Source organism: Autumnicola edwardsiae, from assembly GCF_031846505.1.
Taxonomy (GTDB): domain Bacteria; phylum Bacteroidota; class Bacteroidia; order Flavobacteriales; family Flavobacteriaceae; genus Autumnicola; species Autumnicola edwardsiae.
In genome coordinates this window covers 1-19682 of sequence record NZ_JAVRHP010000009.1, presented here as the reverse complement: position 1 = coordinate 19682, position 19682 = coordinate 1, and the positions used below count along the sequence as shown (strand labels likewise).

The window sequence follows — 19682 nt, the reverse complement described above, 5'->3', positions numbered from 1 at the left end:
TTTGAAGAAAAAGACCATCAAATTATTAAAAATCATAATCCCCCTGGCACTGGGGATTTTTTTAATTTGGTACTCGCTACAAAGTGCGACTCCTTTGGAGCGCGAAGAACTGCTCGACAATGTTCTAAAAGCTAATCCCTTCTGGATTATCCTCTCTATAACCCTAGGAGCTTTGTCCCATCTCTCCAGAGCCTACAGATGGAAATACCTACTGGAGCCTTTGGGTTATAACCCGGGACTTGCAAACAGTTTTATGGCAGTTATGGTAGGTTATCTTGCTAATTTTGGCATTCCAAGATCGGGCGAAGTTTTACGCGCCGTCACACTTTCTTCCTACGAAAAGGTGCCATTCGAGAAAGGATTCGGCACTATAATTTCTGAGAGAATTGCAGATATGGTTATCCTTCTGCTTATCGTTGCGGTGACCATTGCTCTACAAACAGACCATCTTCTAACCTATTTTAAAGCTAATAATGTAAATCCCCTGGTGAGTATAGGTCTATTTATAGCTTTAATTTTCCTGGGTGTTCTGGGTTTACAATTTATCAAAAGATCCCAATGGTCCATTGCCATAAAGGTAAGGAAGCTGGCAAAAGGGCTGCTGGAGGGAATGAAAAGCATCCTGAAGATGAAGAAGAAGTGGGAGTTTATACTTCACACCATCTTTATCTGGGCTATGTACGTGTTAATGTTTTATGTAATTGTCTTCACGGTTCCCGAAACTGCAAATGCAAGCGTGGGGGCAATAATGGCAGCTTTCGTAGTAGGTTCTTTTGCTATTTCTGCAACAAATGGGGGAATCGGTGTTTATCCTGTTGCAATTGGGGCCATCCTTATTCTTTACGGAATAAGCAAACAGAGCGGCGAAGCTTTTGGCTGGATTTTATGGGGCTCGCAGACGTTAATGGTGCTCGTCTTTGGTGGCCTGTCTTTCATTCTTTTACCCGTTTTAAACCAAAAGAAATAATGCTTACCTTGCCTGGGTTAACCTATCTATAACCTATGATGAAAAAACTACTTATGCTGGTGGTCCTGATATTTCCCCTTATCAGTTCCGCACAAATCATTTACGAAACGGTTTCCTCTGCAAAAATGCAGGAAACGCGTGAAATTAAAGTTCAGCTACCCCGTAATTACGAAGAGAATAAAGAAAAATACTATCCTGTAGTTTTAGTACTGGACGGCGATTATCTTTTTGAACCTGTAGCTGGAATTGTTGATTACTATTCTTATTGGGAAAATATTCCGGAAATGATCATCGTTGGTGTCAATCAGGCAGGTTCGAGAAATGAAGATTCGAGCTACGACAACGAACGATTTTTACCCTCGGACGAGGGAGCTGAATTTTTTGAATTCCTGGGAATGGAACTTTTAAAAACTATAGATCAAAAATACAGGACAGCGCCTTTTCAAATAATTGTAGGCCACGACCTTACTGCAAACTTCCTGAATTATTATTTACTTAAACCTGAACCAGTATTTGAAGGATATATTAACCTTAGTCCCGATCTTGCTCCCGAAATGGCAAACCGTATTACCAGCGTACTTTCAAAGACCGAAAGTAAAAGATGGTACTACCTGGCTACAGGAAGCGAAGATATCCCTCAGTTAAAGGAAGGCATACTTTCTCTGGACAATCAAATAGCAGCTCTGGATAACGACTTGCTATCTTATAAATTTGACAATTTTAAAGATGCCAGTCATTATTCACTCGTGGGGAGGGCAATCCCTTCAGCCATTGAAAGCATTTTCGACGTCTTCGGACCGATTTCGCAGAAAGAATATAATGAAGTACTCCTGCAAACCTCCATTTCTCCTTCAGAATATCTTATTCAGAAATATGAGTCTATTGAAAAGCTTTTTGGCCTTGAAAAACAAATAAGGTTAAATGATTTTCTTGCAATCCATCAGGCCATAGAGAAAACAAGAAGATGGGAAGAATATGATGAGCTAAGCAAACTTGCAAACGATCATTTCCCAGGCACGATGTTAAGCACCTATTTTGAAGCCCGGTATGAAGAAGAGACAGGTAATCCCAAAAAAGCAATGAGAACCTATCAAAATGCTTACGGACAGCAAAAAATAGCTTTTTTAGATGTCGATTTTATGCTGGAAAAGGCAAACGCGATAAAAAGGGATTTCGGCTACTAAAAATAAAATTTTAAAATAGCAATGGCAAAAGTAAAAACCGCATTCTATTGCCAGAATTGTGGGGCACAATATTCAAAATGGCAAGGCAGGTGTACTTCGTGCAATGAGTGGAACACCATTGTAGAAGAAGTTGTGCAGAAACCAGATCCAAAAGACTGGAAATCGCCTGCAGCAAAAGAAGCAAAGAGGGTTTCCAGGCCATTAAAACTTGCCGAAATAGAGAATGCCCCCCATAACCGTTGGAAAACAGGTAATAATGAGCTGGACCGCGTTCTTGGCGGCGGTCTTGTTCCTGGATCCCTTACACTTTTAGGAGGTGAACCCGGTATTGGAAAAAGTACTCTGCTATTGCAAATTTCGCTTCAGTTTAAATTTAAGGTGTTATACGTTTCGGGAGAAGAAAGCCAGCAGCAAATTAAAATGCGAGCTGAACGTATAGATCCAAATCCCTCAAATTGTTATATTCTAACCGAAACAAAAACCCAAAACATCTTTCGGCAAATAGAAGCTATTTCTCCGGAAGTAGTTATAATTGATTCTATACAAACCCTCCACAGTGATTATATCGAAAGTTCCCCGGGCAGTATTTCCCAAATAAGGGAATGCACCGCAGAACTTATAAAATTTGCCAAAGAAAGCGGTGTACCCGTTATTCTTATTGGCCATATTACCAAAGAAGGTAGTATTGCAGGTCCAAAGGTACTGGAGCATATGGTAGATACTGTCCTACAGTTTGAAGGAGATCGCAATCACGTATACAGGATATTAAGAGCACATAAGAACAGGTTTGGTTCAACACACGAGCTTGGTATTTATGAAATGCAGGGCAGCGGATTAAGAGAAGTAAGCAATCCGTCGGAAATCCTTATTTCAAAAAATGACGAAGACTTAAGCGGTACTGCTATCGCCGCTACACTAGAAGGAATGCGCCCTTTAATGATAGAAATTCAGGCTCTGGTAAGTACCGCCGTTTATGGCACACCACAGCGCTCTACTACAGGTTACAATGCCAAAAGGCTCAATATGATACTTGCGGTACTGGAAAAACGAGCCGGATTTAAACTTGGTGCAAAAGATGTCTTTCTGAATATAACCGGTGGAATTTCAGTTGATGATCCTGCGATAGATCTTGCCGTGGTAGCCGCTATTCTCTCTTCTAATGAAGATATTCCCGTAGAAAAAGATGTTTGTTTTGCTGCAGAAGTAGGCCTGGCAGGAGAAATACGTCCCGTAACCAGGGTTGAGCAGCGAATAATTGAAGCCGAAAAACTCGGTTTCGGAAAAATCTTAATTTCAACACAAAGTAAAGTTCCCAAGAACAATTTTAGCATTCAAATTATTAAATTAGCAAAAATTGAAGATGTAGTAAGTCATTTATTTGAATAAAAATGGCATAGTTAATGCTCTTAAACTGCTGAAAAATAATTATATGCGACAAATAAAATTATTGATAGTATTAACAGCAGTTATCCTCACAGGTTGTTCCCAGCTCAATAAAGCTTCAGATTATATTACAAATCCCACTGCAAAAGAAGTGTACAAGAGAGATTTTAATCTTTCAGATAGTCTTTTCACGCTTTGGAATAATCAGGTGGACCTTGCTTTAAAAGATAGTGTACAGGTAGAACTGCCATATGCCGAAAAAGGCAAATTTCTACCCCGTGCTTTTCCTGTGTATTCGTATGAAGTCAGCCTAACTCCCGGGGAGCTTTTTAATTTTGAAATAGAAACCGATTCTATTAAGGAGCTGGTTTTTATTGATGTTTTCAGAAGAACTACAGACTCTCTAAATCCCTACAAAAAAGTAGAAAGCGCTGCATTTGGTGCGAAGCAATTTACTTTTGAAGCTAAGGAGAAAGGAAACTTTAAAGTAGTAATTCAACCTGCAATTGAGGCAAATTCACCTTTCTTACTGAAGATGATTAAAAGTCCTGCTTATCTTTTCCCGGTCGCATCTTATACAAATTCCGCAATCCAAAGCCTTTGGGGAGCCCAACGAGATGGAGGGGCAAGAAGCCATGAAGGGATTGATATATTTGCAAAGCGCGGAACTCCAGTTGTCGCCGCTACTTCTGGCCGCGTTACTTATACCGGCGAAAAAGGCCTTGGCGGAAAACAGGTATGGTTAAGGGATAGCCGCAGAGGCCAGTCGCTTTATTACGCACACCTGGACAGCATTAAGCCCATCTCTGGAAGTGTAAAGGTAGGAGACACTTTAGGATTTGTAGGAAACACCGGTAACGCGAGAACTACACCGCCCCATCTTCACTTCGGAATTTACAAAAACTTTGAAGGTGCCATAGACCCGTTAAGCTTTGTTTTTCTTCCAAAGCCATTAAATCTTGACAACCTGGAGGATGAGATTCCAAATAAAATCCTTACCAAAGCGGTCACGGCAAACCTCAGAAACAAACCCACGACTTCGGGGTCAAAAATTATAGGTTCTTCCAAAGCACAGGACACGCTCCAAATTTTGGGAAAATCAAAAGATTGGTATCATATAAGAACTCCCGAAAATAAAGCTTCATTTATTCATCAAAGCCTCGTAAAACCTATTTAAGGCGCAGGATTTGATATAGCTTTATGCACCTCTTCTATTTCCTGAAGGATTTCTTCGGAAAGATTAACATTAATGCTGTCTATATTTTCGCTTAATTGATCTATTGTTGTCGCCCCAATAATATTACTGGTCACAAAAGGCTGCTGATTTATAAACGCCAAAGCTAAATGCGTAAGGCCGATATTGTGCTTTTTAGCGATATCATTATACGCGCCTGTAGCTTTTACCGCCCCTTCCCCGGTGTACCTCTTGTACTGCGGAAACAGGCTTAACCTTGTGTTTTCTTTAATTCCGCCAAGGTGCTTTCCAGACAGAACGCCCATTCCTAAAGGAGAATAAGGCAATAGCCCTACATTTTCCCGATGAAGGATCTCGGTAAGGCCAATTTCGTCCTTCCTGTTCAAAAGATTATATGGGTTTTGAACACTTACCACCCTGGGCAGGCCGTTCCTGCTCTCCTCCAGGCACCTCATTAAACCAAATGGAGTTTCGTTGGATAACCCAATATATCCTATTTTTCCAGCCTTGATCATCTTATCCAGATTCTCCAGGACTTCCCGAAAATTGTCTTCCCACTCTTCATCTTCATGAGTGTAACCTTTCTTTCCGAAAAAATTGGTTTGTCGTTCCGGCCAATGTAATTGATAAAGGTCGATATGATCTGTTTGCAGGCGTTGCAAACTTTTATTTACCGCATCTTCTACTGCTTCTTTGTGGTAACCCAGCTTAGGCCTTATATGGGAAACCATCTCAGCCGGGCCGGCTATTTTAGAGGCAAGAACTACTTCTTTTCTCCTACCGGATTTCTTAAACCAGCTTCCAATAATCTCTTCAGTTCTTCCCTGGGTTTCCGGTTTTGCAGGAACTGGATACATCTCTGCAGCATCCATAAAATTAACTCCCTGCTCCAGCGCATATTCGATCTGTTCATGACCTTCGGCTTCGGTATTCTGTTCTCCCCAAGTCATAGTACCCAGACATATTTTACTGACTTTTAGATCTGTATTAGGTAATCTTGTATATTTCATATTCAATTTTTTGAAAATCAGGCTGCCCGAAAATTCCTTTCTAACATTAATTCATTTTGATGACTCAATTCCACAAAACAGTCGATTCCCAGTTTTTTATTCTTAGTTAAGGATCCTCTACTATTCCGTTTCATTTAGCAAACGCGTTACCTCATCCAGTTTTGGAGTAAGGATAACTTCGATTCTGCGGTTTTTAGCCCTTCCTTCAGCAGTTTCATTACTTGCTACCGGCGCATATTCTCCCCTTCCGGCCGCCGTTAGGTTCTGCGGATCGATGTTACTGTTCTCTTTTAAAATCTGCACAATCGCAGTTGCGCGTTTGGTGGAAAGATCCCAATTATCGGTTAACGGACCGCTGCCCCCGTAAGGCACATTATCGGTATGTCCTTCAATTAAAACGGCAATATCAGGATTTTGGGCCAGCACTTCTCCCAACTGCTCAACGGCTCTTCTTCCTTCAGAATTTACTGCCCAGCTTCCCGAGCCAAACAGTAGTTTATTTTCCATGGAAACATAAACCTTCCCATCGCGCTGCTCTACAGTAAGACCTTTGCCTTCAAAGTTGGTGAGTGCTTTAGAAATAGCTTCCTTTAAAGCATTCATTTTAGCGTCTTTTGCAGCAATAAGCCCTTCCAGTTCACTTATGCGATTGGACCGTGCCTGCAAATCGCGCTGAAGTTTCTCCAGCCTTGTTTGCTCAGCTGCAAGCGTATTTTCCTTTTCTTCCAGTTGAGCCAGCAACTCCCGGTTTTGCCTGGAATTTTCAGCAATAGCAGCAGAACTATTCTGCTCCAAAGCGTCATACGAATTTTTCAAATTATCGTACTTCGATTGGAGTGAAGATAAATTTTCAGCTAAATTATTGCGTTCTGCGGTTAGGTTTTGATGCTCCTCCTGCAAGGTTTTATATTCCGTGTCCATTTTTCTGTACCGCTCCAGGTCAGCAGACATTTCACGGTTTTCACGCTGGAGATCAGCGTGTTTATTCTCGAGTTCCTTATAGGTTTTAGAAGAAACACAAGAACTCAGCAACAAAGCAATTGCAAATACAAAAAGAAAAGATATCCTTATCATTTTAGTCTAAATTTTATTCCAACTCAATCAAAACCGGGCAGTGATCACTGTGATATGCTTCAGGTAATATAACGGCACGCTTCATTCTTTCTTGTAGGGTTTCTGAAACCAGGTTGTAATCTATACGCCAGCCTTTATTATTATTCCGGGCATTTGCCCGGTAACTCCACCAGGAATAATGATCACCTTCTTCATTAAAATGCCGAAAGGAGTCTATAAATCCTTTTTTCATAAAGTTATTAATCCATTCCCTTTCCTCCGGAAGAAATCCTGAAACATTCTTTAACCGCACAGGGTCATGAATATCTATGGCCTCGTGACAAATATTGTAATCCCCGCAGATAATGAGGTTTGGAATTTCAAGTTTCAGCTTATCCACGTACCGCTGAAAATCTGCCATATACTGAAATTTATGATCCAGCCTCTTAATATTTGTTCCCGAAGGAAGGTAAAGGCTCATTACCGAAAATTCTTCAAAATCGGCCCGCAGATTGCGTCCTTCAAAATCCATATAATCCACACCCGTTCCATACTCCACATGAAGAGGTTTTAACTTGCTGAGGATGGCTACCCCGCTATAGCCTTTCTTTTGAGCGGGATACCAATAATGATAAGGATACCCGGCTTCTTCAAAATCCTGCAAATTTAATTGATCCGGAGAGGCTTTTATTTCCTGGAGACATACAACGTCTGGATTGGCCTGCTGCAACCATTCCAAAAACCCTTTTCTGATTGCTGCTCTTATTCCGTTAACGTTATAAGAAATTATTCGCATGTAGTTTGTTCTAAATTTTCAAAAATATGTTTATCAGAGGCATCTTCAAACCGACAAAGGAATAAATTTAATGAAGTTATAAGGCTGAAATTCTGCTGAAAAAAGCTTACAATTCACATAGAGCAGCTTCTTCGAGCTTACTTTACTATAAAACGCTTTACCTTACCGAATTCCCTTGTCCCCACTCTTACAAGGTAAACACCTCTTGCGGCGTAAGACATATCAAGATCGTAAACATAGCCATACCCGTTGTTTTCAATCTGGTTCTCAAGAAGCTTTTGTCCAAGCATATCATGAACTGTTATCCTAAGTGTCTCATCATAATCTGTTTCAATGGCCACACGATAGGTTCCGTCAGGGCTTCTCACAACAAGCAGTTCAGCTTCATTAAGAATAAAATCTTCAATATTCAGAGTACTGTCGGTCACATTTACGGAGTAATCGTGGGTTGTTCCGTATTCCATTACATCACAGGGATCATTAAGATCTCCCTCAAAGCTGGTGTCCCCCGCCCGTATCCTTAGAAGATGCTCTCCCAAGGGAGCGTTTTCAGGAATAGAAAATTCTACAGAAAGGGCCGTATTGGGCTGTGGTATCACTCTTGAACTGATTAACAGTTCATCATCATCAAAAACTGCGTCGTCGTTAAGATCAATCCACATAGAAAAACGTTCGTTTTCCTCCTCTGCAAACAGAGATTTTACGGTTACTGTAAAGGTACCCTGCGAACGATCCAGCGTGGCTTGGGAACCAATAAAGTCTATATAGCCATCTCCACAGGGGATACGCTCGTTCAAAATTTCTTCCAATTCAAAATAGAAAAGCCCGTCCCCAAAAGAACAATCTGAACCTTCAGGAATACAATTCAGATTTGCAATAGATTTCACCGTAGAATCATTGGTAGGGTCAAAATCTTCCTCAAGCTGTGTTCTGGCAATTACCCTGTAACTTCCCGAGGGGCTAAGGTCTGCTCTTTGATTAAAGGTATATATTTCATTCTCCCCTACTCCAACAGTGCCTTCAAAAACTTCTCTCACCGGCGCATTGTTCCCTACCTGGTAAGAAACCGGAAAACCTGATTGCGGCTCTCCTCCAAAATTCTCAATTGTAACGGTAACAACTTCTGTAGGCGTTAAATTTTGTCCTGTAACGGGAACATCTATAGAAGTTACGCCCACATCCCTGGGCGGCAGGTTTCTTATTTGAGCTACAAAAGTGTCATTTTCTGAATCCTGATCGTTACTAAGTGAAGTGGTAAACACAACTTCATAGGTTTCTCCTATTTCAGAAAAATCTGCCGGTTGCGAGAACGTGAAGTCGGCCGACTCGGTTGCCGGAAGACTTTCAGTAAAAATTTCAGTAACTGTTTCCCCTCCGTTTATTGTATAACTCACAGGAAATCCAGATTGTGCATTAGAACCGAAATTCCTTACCCTAACGGTAACTTCTTCAGCATTTCCCAGAGTTGCGTCCTGAGGAGATATACGGGAGATAGCGCCCACATCGTTTTGGTTATCTGCCGCAATCCTAAACACCCCCACCCGGTTTTTACGAACCACACCTTCAAAATATTCAGCATTATGCCAAAACGTGAGGCCATCTGCAGGATCTACAGAAAGATGGGCGTAATCTCCATACCTGCTGTTAGGGTCGGGATCTTCTCCTTCTACTATCGTCTGTTCCTCCAGGCTCATTATTCCCAATTCATCGCCGGCATACCTCCCGGTGTACCTTATAGATGGGAAAATTGGGGTTTCAGGGTTATCGTCTAAAATTGTAAATCCAAGGCCAATATTACCCTGACTGTCTATACCTATACTTCCGCTAAACCTGTCACTGTTATCCGGGGCATAAGTTCCTTCCTGATAAACAGACCATATTTCTTCATTAGCCTCTTGCCTGAGCTCATACCATCTTATACCGGCATGTTCTGCAGCACCAGGGTCTACGTCTACCACAAAATTCATTACTACAGACGTATGGGTATCAAAGCGTCTGTATTGTGTCATATACATCATTGTCGCCTGGAGGGCATCAATTTCGGGAGCATTGCCGGGTTGGGAAAGGTTGCTGAAGGAACCTCCGTCAAAAGTTGCAACAAAAGGGGAAACACCGTCTGCCTGGCCCAGTTCCTGTGACTCTGAAATAACCGAAGCAGAAGGATTGTCCCAATCTACATTTACCAGCCAGATTTTTAAGTGATCCTGGGTTATTCCTGCCCAGGCATCGTCCTGCATAAAAATGATAGGTGAATTCCCACGCGGTGGCTCCATCTCTCCTATTGCATTAAAACCGGCTGGACTGTAAAACCCATTGGTCTGGATACCCGGTAAAGGAAAAGATACAATTCCTGCAGTTTCGCCCTGGAGCATCCTGTCCCGTTCCACTACGTAAATCACCTGACTTTGATCTGCAGTATTGGAATGTTTGTTAGTGGTAATATAATAACCATCACCCCAAACAGAAATTTTTATATAATCTGGCAATACGCCATTTGTAGTAAACCTGTACGTAAACCATCCGTCATTTAAGGGGTCCGGCCCACGGGAAACTGCTATAAGAAAACTTTCAGGGGTATCGCTAAACTGACTTATAAGATAACGATCTGCAAATTCATCATAAATAACGATAGGGTCACCAAGCACTTCATTGGCAAATTCTCCGCCAATACTTGCCAAAGAGGCGGGCGGCATGAGTTGATTTCCACTTTTGTCCCAAATTGAAAATGCCGAATTCCACGCGTTTACGTAGTGGTTTGGACCCACAAAACCGGTTGGATCTGTAGGCGTAGACCTGGAACTTACAGCTTCATAGGACAATATTGGTGCTTTTGAAGGCACCTCCCCCATTTTGCTTTGTAATGCAGGATCTGTAGTTTTTGGCAGCCCTTTTCCCGGCACCACCTTATTGATACCCCGGTTACGCGGATTATAAATTTTAAATTCTGAAGAAGGAGCAACCAGTTTACCTTTTGAAAGTGCCCCTGAAGGCACAGCACGTGCCGAATCTACGTAAACAGGACCTGAAATTTGCTTATTTTGCGCCTTTGCATCAGGATGAAAAAGAAAGACAAGAATTAAAAAGTATAGTAGGTTTTTCATCATTACAAGGGATCGCTTCTTCAAAATTAGACAATAATATATCGTTTTAAACAAAAGAAGAAGCTCTAAAGTTAATAATATAATCCTGAAATTTCCTCCTCATATCTTTATGTGCGCCTACCGGAAATTCCCAAACGGCCCAAGACTTTTAAATTTTATGTTAACCTGAAAAAATCAACTGCAGTGTTTACACCTGAAATGTCAACTTCCAAGCCAGCTTCTAAAGTCGGTTTCCTTTTTTATAATTGCCGATAATTGCGAAATTTCGACCCTCTTCTGTTCCATTGTATCCCTAAAACGAACAGTAACTGTCTGGTCTTCAATGGAATCGTGATCTACAGTGATGCAAAGCGGAGTTCCTGCAGCATCTTGCCTCCTGTATCTCCTGCCAATGGCATCTTTTTCGTCAAACTGAACGTTAAAATCCCATTTTAACTCGTCAAAAATTTCCTGGGCAAGCTCCGGTAAATCGTCTTTCTTCACTAAAGGCAAAATTGCCGCTTTTGTAGGCGCAAGTACCGCCGGAAGCTTTAAAACCGTCCTGCTACTGCCATCTTCCAGCTCTTCTTCTTTTAAGGACGCCGCAAGTACAGAGAGGAACATCCTGTCGAGACCAATGGAAGTTTCTATTACATAAGGAACATAATTTTCCTTCAATTCAGGATCATAAAACCTCAGTTTTTTGCCTGAATGTTCTTCATGAGCTTTTAAATCAAAGTCTGTACGCGAATGGATCCCCTCAAGTTCCTTAAACCCAAACGGATAATCAAATTCGATATCTGCAGCAGCATTTGCGTAATGCGCCAGTTTATCGTGGTCGTGAAAACGGTAATTTTCATCCCCGAGACCCAGTGATAAATGCCATTTTAGACGCACCTCTTTCCAGTGCTCATACCACTTTAGTTCTTCTCCCGGGCGCACAAAAAACTGCATCTCCATTTGTTCAAATTCCCGCATTCTGAATATAAACTGTCGCGCGACAATTTCATTTCTGAAAGCTTTTCCTATTTGTGCAATTCCAAAAGGAATTTTCATCCTTCCGGTTTTTTGTACGTTAGAAAAGTTTACGAAAATACCCTGTGCAGTCTCCGGCCGAAGGTATAATTGTGTTGCAGAATCTGCTGAAGCTCCCAGTTTGGTCCCAAACATCAGGTTAAACTGCCTCACATCTGTCCAGTTCCTAGAACCGGTTTCAGGATCGGCAATTTCAAGTTCTTCAATAAGTGACTTTACATCGGCAAGATCCTCGTTTGTTAGTGATCTTCCCAAACGTTCCAGAATTTCTTTCCGATCACCTAAATAGCGCTTTACCCGTGGATTGGTAGCCTTATATTGTTCTTCATCAAATTCTTCCCCAAAGCGTTTCTTTGCTTTATCTATTTCTTTTTGTGCCTTTTGAAGGAGCTTTTCAGCATAATCTTCTACAAGCACATCTGCACGGTAACGCCGCTTGGAATCTTTATTGTCAATTAATGGATCATTAAAGGCATCTACGTGCCCAGAAGCCTTCCAGGTTGTGGGGTGCATTAAAATTGCCGCATCTATACCCACGATGTTCTGGTGCATCTGCACCATACTTTTCCACCAGTACTCCTTTATATTTTTCTTTAGTTCGGCACCATTTTGACCGTAGTCATAAACCGCGCTCAATCCATCATATATTTCGCTCGATGCAAAAATATACCCATACTCTTTAGCATGGGATATTACATTTTTGAATAAATCTTCGTTTTTCGCCATAGAGCAAAAATAAAAAAACCGCCCTGATATCCATCAAGACGGCCTCTTTTTTGTTTAAAATTATCTTAAACTAAAAGTAGAAGTACCTATAAGGTAGGCATCTGAATATACATAGACTTTATATTCACCTTCAATTAACATGTCTTCACTCGCGTTGGCAAGAACGCAAACATCCAGTTCTTCATTTTCATAATAAACCCGGGAGTTTGCACTATATACCATCACCCCGCCTTCATGCTGCACGGCAATCTGGTCACCTACAAGTTCATTCTCAGGATTATAAACCTGCACATTAATAGTTTTCTCTCCCGGCTCGGCCAGCTCATTGGAGGATATGGTAAAGCAGGTCCTTATCTGGTCTACCCTTCGCGTCCTGTCATTCTCTACAACCCTGCCACTATTCCTCACAATTACTCCCTCTCCCCTTAATCCGGTAATTTTTAATCTTGAAGCACGATCTACTTTTGAAGAAAGGCTTTGATTGGTATTTTGTAAAGAATCTGAGATCCTGGTACGTTCCTCCAGCACCGTATTTGTACTGTCTATTGCTGAAGTTAAGCGCTGATTTTGTGAACTTAAGCTATCTACAACCCTGAAAAGCCTGTCCTTTTCGGCTCTCAGGTTTCCAATTTCCCTTCGGTATCGAGAAATAAGAGCAAGATTCGCTTCGTTGTCTTGAACAGAATCCAGTAACCTGTTTATTCGTTCCCGCGCTTCCACCATATTCTGGTCCATTATTTCATTCTCTTCAATGGCTTCATCGTACTTTACGATGAGGTCATTAAGCTCATCTTCTATATTTGCTTTCTCATTCTGAAGAATTTCTTTATTCTCTTTTTCTTCATTATAAAACTTAATGGTATAAATGCTCAACGCGATTAAGGCCACAGCCAGCACCCCTGTTAATATTTTTAATGCTGTATTGTTTTTCTTTTCGGTCATCATACATATGAATTTAGTTTGTAAATTTATGTTTTAACGAAGTAACACACAATGCATTAACAAATGTTTCACGATTTAGTCTCCCTGTTCTATCCCGAAACCTGCAATTGCTGTAGTACTGAATTGGCTAAGAATGAAAAAACCGTCTGCACCACCTGCCTGCATGAACTTCCTGTTACAAATTACCACCTTTATAACGAAAATCCGGTAAAAAAAGTGTTTTATGGACGTGCAGAAATAGAGAATGCCACTGCTCTACTTTACTTCAGAAAAAAGGGAATGGTCCAAACTTTAATCCATAATTTAAAATACCGAGGCCATGAACAAATAAGTACTTTCCTTGGGGAATGGGTAGGCTCGGACTTATCTGAAATTGAAGATTACCAGAGTCTTGATGTAGTAATCCCTGTACCCCTGCACAAACTCAAGTTAAAATCCCGCGGTTTTAATCAGGTGGAAGGATTCGCCAGAAAAATTGCTGAAAAGTTAGATGCGGAATACGTAGATGATGTACTGGTAAAAAAGTCTCCGGGCAACACCCAGGCACTCAGAAACAGGCTTTCACGATGGGGTAACATGGAAGAGACATTCCTGCTGGAAAATTCCGAAAAAATACAAAACAAAAATGTACTGCTTGTAGACGATATAATTACAACAGGTGCAACACTGGAAGCTTGTATAGAAAAAATTCAGCAAATTGAAGGCGTAAAGGTGAGTATCGCCACAATGGCAATTACAAATTGAATTTTGCGTTAAAACTTAAAATAATTGTTTCTTTGCTTTAAAATTAGCTTCCAATAAATGAGAAATAGAATTCCGGGCTTTTTAATTGTTATTGTTCTCCTTTTAACACTGGTGCAATGTGCAAAAAAAGGAATGCCTGAAGGTGGCCCTAGAGATGAGGAGCCACCCGAGTTTATAAGAGCAAATCCTGAAAATTATACCACTAATTTCAGCAGAGAGGAGATAAGAATATTTTTTGACGAATATGTTAAGCTGAAAAATCCGCAGCAACAGGTCATCATCTCTCCGCCTATGAACCCAAGGCCCTCTATCTTACCCCTTGGCACGGCAAGAAGAGATGTCCAGATAGAAATTTTTGACACACTCCAGGAAAACACCACCTACACCATTAACTTCGGAAAAAGCATTATAGACAACAATGAAAATAATCCCTTAAACTATTTTAAATACGTTTTTTCTACCGGAGACTACATCGATTCACTTGAAGTTGGCGGAACAGTGGAAGACGCTTATCTTAAAAAACCCGCAGATTTCATTTCCGTTTTTCTGTATGAGGTAGATTCTACCTTTTCAGACTCTGTTGTTTATCAAAGAACTCCACGCTACGTTACTTACACACGAGATAGTACAAATATTTTTCAGCTTGAAAACTTAAAAGCCGGCACTTATCAGATGCTCGCCATAATGGACGAAAATGATAATTATCTGTTTAATCCCAAGAACGAAAAAATTGGATTTGTAGAGGATTTTATTACCATTCCTACCGATTCTACTTATGAAATTACACTGTTCCAGGAAGAGCTGGAGTTTGAAATACAGCGACCAAAGCAACTAAAAGGACAACAAATTGTGTTTGGATACGAGGGTGTTTTAGATCTGGATAGTGTACGCATAGAGTTACTTAATCCAAAACCGGAAGATTTTACCTCCCGTATTGTGCAAGACAGGGAAACAGATTCTCTCTATTACTGGTACAGGCCCACGCTGGAGACAGATAGTCTCACCTTTGAAGTTTTTAGCCCCGAACGCAGGGACACACTTTTTGCCAGGATTGCAGAGATGGAACGGGATTCTCTAAACATAAGCGTTACACCTAGCGGGAATATTGGTTTTGACCAGGAAGTGTTTCTAAGGGCAAATACACCTCTTGTAGAAAGTAATGACAGTCTCATTTCTATTATGAATCAGGATTCGATCTTTATTCCTTTTTCTACGGAATTAAGATTATTGGAAAATGAACTGCGTATTTCATTTGAAAAAGAAGAAAGCAGCCAGTATTCTATACAAGTTTTACCTGGAACAGTAGTAGACATGTTTGAAGCTACAAACGATACATTGACTCAACGCGTGTCCACAAAAGCTTTTTCTGAATTTGGAAATATCACCTTCAGGCTCCAGAATGTGCAGCAATATCCTGTTTTGGTTCAACTTACAGATCTTAAAGGCGAAGTTATAAGAGAGAAATATTCTACAGGAGAAAGTGTTATCAGCTTCGGAAATATAAATGCCGGTGAATATTTTATGAGGATCATTTTTGACCGCAATGAGAACCGTAAATGGGACACAGGGAATTACCTGAAAAAATTAAAACCAGAAAGAATAGAATACTTTCCCGATACGCTGGATATCCGCGCGAATTGGGATATGGATGAACTTTTTATTTTAGATTAAACTCATCCCTGTCGAGCAAGAACTTCATTTTTTCCCTTGTTTCGATAAGATGATTATAATCCAACTCAACCTCTTTAGAAAATGGTTCTTCCACGTCCAGCTCCGTAAGGTTTTGCCCAAGGCAATCATAAACAGCACTGTGGCCATTGTACCGGTGTCCTTCGCCATCAAGACCCGTCCTGTTTAATCCTATACAAAAGCTCATGTTTTCTATAGCACGTGCCTTTAAGAGTGCATCCCATGCTGCTACCCGTTTTTCTGGCCAGTTGGCCACGTAAATCAACAAATTGTAATCTACAGTATTCCTTGAAAAAACCGGAAAACGAAGATCATAACACACCAGCGGACAAATTTTCCAACCTTTATATTTCACTATAAGCCGCTCTTCCCCTGCAGTATACGTTTTATCCTCCTTCGCCAGGGCAAAGGTGTGCCTCTTGTCGTATACTTTATACGAGCCATCGGGATATACAAAGAATAACCTGTTGTAAAAATTGCCATTTTCGGTAATTATTACACTCCCGGTTATGGCCAGGTTTTGCCGTTCAGCCATTTCCTGCATCCAAAGCAAAGTTGGCCCCTTTGTTTCTTCAGCAAGCTTTTCAGCATTCATGCTAAATCCCGTAGTAAACATTTCCGGCAGGATCACCAGGTCAACATTTCCTGAAAGTGCCTTGATTTCTTTACTGAAGAGACTACGATTATTTTCCGGATGCTCCCAATTTAGATTAACCTGAAGCATTGCTATGTTTAGATTTTGAGCCATACGTAAAGTTATTAAATTTTAAAAAATTGCTCCCAATTCGTTGTTAAATCATTGCAAAGAAGCATGCTATTAAATAGCTTTATTTGTCTAAAAAACCTCAACTTATGAATTCCAGTCAAGACGTTACTTCATTTTTTCAAAGAGATACCTTCACTTCCAGCACGAGCCGCAGCCTTATAGCAGGGGCCGTTGGAGGGCTTGCAGGAACAGCAGTAAAAAGCCTGTTCGAAAAATTTCTCAAGGTAAGGAAGGTTGAGCAGCGATCTGCGCAAATAAAAATTTTGGATGATCTTTCCACAAAAATCACAGGAAGTCCAATAAGTGTACATAACGAAGCTTTGGCAGAACAACTGGTGAATTTCCCTGTGGGAATAAGCATTGGTGCGGCTTACGGTTATGGAAAAAAGAAGAAGGACAAACTGAATTTCAGGGACGGGGTTATTTTAGGAAGCTCTACCTGGGCATCTACGCACGAGACTTCCCTCCCCTTAATGGGCCTGAAGGAAAGTCCTAAAGACATTCCTATTGGTTTACAGATGAATGAACTTTTTGCATATGCAATGTTCGGTGTAACTACAGAATTGGTTAGAGATTATGTAAACCGAAGACTTAAGGAGTAATTATTTCTCCAGCTGCTTCAACATTTTTTTTATCCTGTCTTCTACTTTTTCTGAAGACAATTTCTCCCGAAGCCTGTCTGTAATAATAGGAAATGAGAACGGAGTGGGTTTTTCACAATTTTTCCAGATAATATCCTGAGAAGCAATCCGCTCCAAAGCTATTCTCAACCTGCCTTCTTCCAATTGATGTTCAAAAGTTTCTCTAAATGACTGCTGATAAAGTAAATTATCATCCTCATAATCTCTGAAAACACTAAATAAAAGCTGGGAACTTGACTGAAGATGCTTGTTTTTGATCATTTTATTAGGATAACCGGTAAACACCAAGCCCGCAATCACAGCAATATCCCGGAATTTTCTTCGTGCCATTTCAGTAGCATTTAAACTTTTATAAAGATCATCCATAAGATATTCCGCAGAAAAAAGATTGTTATCCAGTACCTGCTGCATGTTTATTTCCTGATCTGAAAGAAGCTCAAACCCATAATCATTATAAGCGATAGAAAAGGAAATGGGGGAGAGAAGGCTTATCCTGTATGCCAGCAGGCTGGCAAGTGCTTCATGAACAAATCGTCCTTCAAATGGATAAAAAATTGCATGATACCCCTCTCTCGTTTTAAAAGTCTCTATTAAAAATTGGCTATTATCGGGCACAATAGATTCTTTTTGCTGCCTTTTCAAAATAGGTTTTAATGCCTTAAGCTCTGCAGAATCTGTCCCTTTTGAAACTGAAGCCGCGGCTTCATACATTTCCTGCCTGAGCAATTCACTCATTTGTGCAGAAAAAGTCATCCTGCCGCCCATCCAGCTTGGAACTTTTGAAGTTTTCTTGCTAGACTTCTTCACCTGTACCTGCATGCTTTTAATACGCACCAGTTCCAGGTTCCTCCCCGCAAACGTAAAAACATCTCCGGGATTGAGTTTAGAAATAAAATATTCTTCAATCGTTCCTATATAACCACCCGTCACGTATTTCACGCTCAACATTGCGTCGCTAACTATGGTCCCAATTTGCAAACGATGCCGCATGGCGACGCCGCGATCGTTTACTTTAAACTTCCCATCCTCTTCAATTTCAATCTTTTTGTACTCATCATAAGCCTGCAGGCTCTGACTTCCTTTGGTAACAAAATTGAGGATCCAGCGCCATTCGTCTTCTGTTATGAAGTTAAAGCAAAAAGTAGATTTTATTTCGGGATAAATTTCCTTCGGAAAAAATCCGTCAGAAACTGCCAGTGTGGTAAGGTACTGTACCAACACATCAAAACTAAGCAGGTACGGGATACGGTCTTCTACCGCGGTTTTCTTTGCTGCCTTTTGCAAAGCAGAAGCCTCAATAAGTTCTATCGCATGTGTAGGCAAAAAATAGATCACGCTCTCCTTTCCCGGCTGGTGGCCACTCCTTCCCGCCCTTTGCAGGAACCTTGCCACTCCCTTGGGCCCACCAATCTGCACGATGGTCTCTACCGGCGCAAAATCTACTCCCAAATCCAGGCTGGAAGTACAAACCACAGCTTTTAGACTCTCATTTCTAATTGCCTGCTCGACCCATAAGCGCGTTTCCCTGTTAATACTGCCGTGGTGCATCGCCACGTCCCCTGCAAATTCCGGATATTTGTTGATTAGTTTCTGAAACCAGATTTCACATTGCGACCGGGTATTTGTAAAAAGCAGCGTGGTACGTGAGTTTTTTATGATCGGCACAACCTCATCAATTAGATGCAGTCCCAGGTGCCCGCGCCACGGAAATTTTTCCATTTTCTCCGGAATTACAGATCGTACTGTTATCTTTTTATCCAGGTTCGCTTTTATTAATACTGAATTTTTAAAAGCCTCAGATTCCGGTCCCAACAAAACTTCTCTTGCCTGCTGAAGGTTTCCTATAGTCGCTGAAATACCCCAAATCTTAAGTTTTCGGGAAATTGTTTTTAAGCGTGACAAGGCCAACTCTACCTGAACGCCTCTTTTTGTGCCGAGTAACTCGTGCCACTCGTCTACGACTACCGCATTTAAATTTTTAAAAGTCTTGCCATAATTTTTGGAGGAAAGGAGCAACTGCAAACTCTCAGGCGTTGTAATGAGCAAATCTGGCATCGACCTTTTCTGGGCTGCCCTAATCTTTTGAGGAGTATCACCGGTTCTTATCCCTACGGTAAAATTTGTCCCCATTTCTTCAGCAAAACGTTGTGCTGATTGTTCTATTTCTACGGAAAGAGCACGTAGCGGAGTTATCCAGATCGCTTTTAGTCCTTTTTTATGCTTCTCTTTGTAATCAGGATTGTTTTTGATGTATTCAAGAACTATAGGAATCCAGAGCGCATAAGTTTTTCCGCTCCCGGTGGGTGCGTTTAAAAGGCCATTTTCGCCCTTCAGGTAAGCGTTCCAGGTTTGTTTCTGAAATGGAAAGGCTTTCCAGTTCTGCTTAGAGAACCATGATTCTGCTAATTTTATGAGTTGAGTTTTATTCATGTTTTTTACCCTTCCGTCTTAATCAGCTCCCGCTGATTAAT

15 protein-coding genes are annotated in these 19682 nt (G+C 41.0%); 7 read left to right on the top strand and 8 right to left on the bottom strand.

Features of this window, described 5'->3' with window-relative positions:
* The first annotated feature begins 1 nt into the window (after position 1).
* Genes RM529_RS03120 through RM529_RS03105 form a run of 4 tightly spaced genes read left to right on the top strand, consistent with a single transcriptional unit; the run spans position 2 to position 4711 of the window.
* Complete coding sequence (locus tag RM529_RS03120) at positions 2-967, top strand: lysylphosphatidylglycerol synthase transmembrane domain-containing protein (protein WP_311483294.1); 966 nt, start codon at positions 2-4, stop codon at positions 965-967.
* A gap of 35 nt (positions 968-1002) precedes the next feature.
* A complete protein-coding gene (locus RM529_RS03115) occupies positions 1003-2151 on the top strand; it encodes an alpha/beta hydrolase (protein ID WP_311483293.1) in 1149 nt (382 codons plus the stop codon).
* Positions 2152-2172: 21 nt separating this feature from the next.
* Positions 2173-3537 (top strand): DNA repair protein RadA, encoded by a 1365-nt coding sequence (gene radA, locus RM529_RS03110; protein ID WP_311483292.1) that lies wholly within the window; start codon positions 2173-2175, stop codon positions 3535-3537.
* Between the two features lie 43 nt (positions 3538-3580).
* Entirely contained in the window at positions 3581-4711 is a 1131-nt protein-coding gene (locus RM529_RS03105) for a M23 family metallopeptidase (protein WP_311483291.1), read from the top strand.
* Here RM529_RS03105 and RM529_RS03100 read toward each other — a convergent pair.
* From RM529_RS03100 to RM529_RS03075, 6 genes are all read right to left on the bottom strand, one after another.
* Positions 4708-5739 carry an NADP(H)-dependent aldo-keto reductase gene (locus RM529_RS03100; RefSeq protein ID WP_311483290.1) on the bottom strand — a complete coding sequence of 344 codons (1032 nt, stop codon included), beginning with the start codon at positions 5737-5739 and terminating at the stop codon, positions 4708-4710. The genes RM529_RS03105 and RM529_RS03100 overlap by 4 nt on opposite strands.
* Before the next feature lie 120 nt (positions 5740-5859).
* Positions 5860-6813: an OmpA/MotB family protein gene (locus RM529_RS03095; RefSeq protein WP_311483289.1), complete on the bottom strand. Its 954-nt coding sequence runs from the start codon at positions 6811-6813 to the stop codon at positions 5860-5862.
* Positions 6814-6826: 13 nt separating this feature from the next.
* The gene (locus RM529_RS03090) at positions 6827-7588 is read right to left on the bottom strand and encodes an exodeoxyribonuclease III (RefSeq protein ID WP_311483288.1); all 762 of its coding nucleotides are present in this window, start codon (positions 7586-7588) and stop codon (positions 6827-6829) included.
* A gap of 137 nt (positions 7589-7725) precedes the next feature.
* Positions 7726-10713 (bottom strand): GEVED domain-containing protein, encoded by a 2988-nt coding sequence (locus tag RM529_RS03085; protein WP_311483287.1) that lies wholly within the window; start codon positions 10711-10713, stop codon positions 7726-7728.
* Positions 10714-10890: 177 nt separating this feature from the next.
* Positions 10891-12429, bottom strand: coding sequence for a glycine--tRNA ligase (locus tag RM529_RS03080; RefSeq protein WP_311483286.1), 1539 nt, complete (start codon positions 12427-12429; stop codon positions 10891-10893).
* A gap of 60 nt (positions 12430-12489) precedes the next feature.
* Positions 12490-13374, bottom strand: a complete 885-nt coding sequence (locus tag RM529_RS03075; RefSeq protein WP_311483285.1) for a DUF8428 domain-containing protein — start codon at positions 13372-13374, stop codon at positions 12490-12492.
* Positions 13375-13434: 60 nt separating this feature from the next.
* Between RM529_RS03075 and RM529_RS03070 the strand changes: the two genes are divergently transcribed.
* Complete coding sequence (locus RM529_RS03070) at positions 13435-14115, top strand: ComF family protein (protein WP_311483284.1); 681 nt, start codon at positions 13435-13437, stop codon at positions 14113-14115.
* A gap of 57 nt (positions 14116-14172) precedes the next feature.
* Entirely contained in the window at positions 14173-15786 is a 1614-nt protein-coding gene (locus RM529_RS03065) for an Ig-like domain-containing domain (protein ID WP_311483283.1), read from the top strand.
* Here the strand turns inward: RM529_RS03065 and RM529_RS03060 are convergent.
* On the bottom strand, positions 15773-16552 hold the full coding sequence (locus RM529_RS03060) for an amidohydrolase (RefSeq protein ID WP_311483282.1): 780 nt from the start codon (positions 16550-16552) through the stop codon (positions 15773-15775). The genes RM529_RS03065 and RM529_RS03060 overlap by 14 nt on opposite strands.
* Positions 16553-16656: 104 nt before the next feature.
* Between RM529_RS03060 and RM529_RS03055 the strand changes: the two genes are divergently transcribed.
* Entirely contained in the window at positions 16657-17172 is a 516-nt protein-coding gene (locus RM529_RS03055; RefSeq protein ID WP_311483281.1) for a DUF1440 domain-containing protein, read from the top strand.
* Here the strand turns inward: RM529_RS03055 and RM529_RS03050 are convergent, their stop codons facing one another.
* Entirely contained in the window at positions 17173-19641 is a 2469-nt protein-coding gene (locus tag RM529_RS03050; protein ID WP_311483280.1) for a ligase-associated DNA damage response DEXH box helicase, read from the bottom strand.
* Positions 19642-19682 lie beyond the last annotated feature (41 nt).

Excerpts from the sequence above, each read along its gene's own strand:
- RM529_RS03115 (WP_311483293.1), top strand. The coding sequence starts at position 1,003 with ATGATGAAAAAACTACTTATGCTGGTGGTCCTGATATTTCCCCTTATC.
- radA (WP_311483292.1), top strand. The coding sequence starts at position 2,173 with ATGGCAAAAGTAAAAACCGCATTCTATTGCCAGAATTGTGGGGCACAA.
- RM529_RS03105 (WP_311483291.1), top strand. The coding sequence starts at position 3,581 with ATGCGACAAATAAAATTATTGATAGTATTAACAGCAGTTATCCTCACA.
- RM529_RS03100 (WP_311483290.1), bottom strand. The coding sequence starts at position 5,739 with ATGAAATATACAAGATTACCTAATACAGATCTAAAAGTCAGTAAAATA.
- RM529_RS03095 (WP_311483289.1), bottom strand. The coding sequence starts at position 6,813 with ATGATAAGGATATCTTTTCTTTTTGTATTTGCAATTGCTTTGTTGCTG.
- RM529_RS03090 (WP_311483288.1), bottom strand. The coding sequence starts at position 7,588 with ATGCGAATAATTTCTTATAACGTTAACGGAATAAGAGCAGCAATCAGA.
- RM529_RS03080 (WP_311483286.1), bottom strand. The coding sequence starts at position 12,429 with ATGGCGAAAAACGAAGATTTATTCAAAAATGTAATATCCCATGCTAAA.
- RM529_RS03075 (WP_311483285.1), bottom strand. The coding sequence starts at position 13,374 with ATGATGACCGAAAAGAAAAACAATACAGCATTAAAAATATTAACAGGG.
- RM529_RS03070 (WP_311483284.1), top strand. The coding sequence starts at position 13,435 with ATGTTTCACGATTTAGTCTCCCTGTTCTATCCCGAAACCTGCAATTGC.
- RM529_RS03065 (WP_311483283.1), top strand. The coding sequence starts at position 14,173 with ATGAGAAATAGAATTCCGGGCTTTTTAATTGTTATTGTTCTCCTTTTA.
- RM529_RS03060 (WP_311483282.1), bottom strand. The coding sequence starts at position 16,552 with ATGGCTCAAAATCTAAACATAGCAATGCTTCAGGTTAATCTAAATTGG.
- RM529_RS03055 (WP_311483281.1), top strand. The coding sequence starts at position 16,657 with ATGAATTCCAGTCAAGACGTTACTTCATTTTTTCAAAGAGATACCTTC.
- RM529_RS03050 (WP_311483280.1), bottom strand. The coding sequence starts at position 19,641 with ATGAATAAAACTCAACTCATAAAATTAGCAGAATCATGGTTCTCTAAG.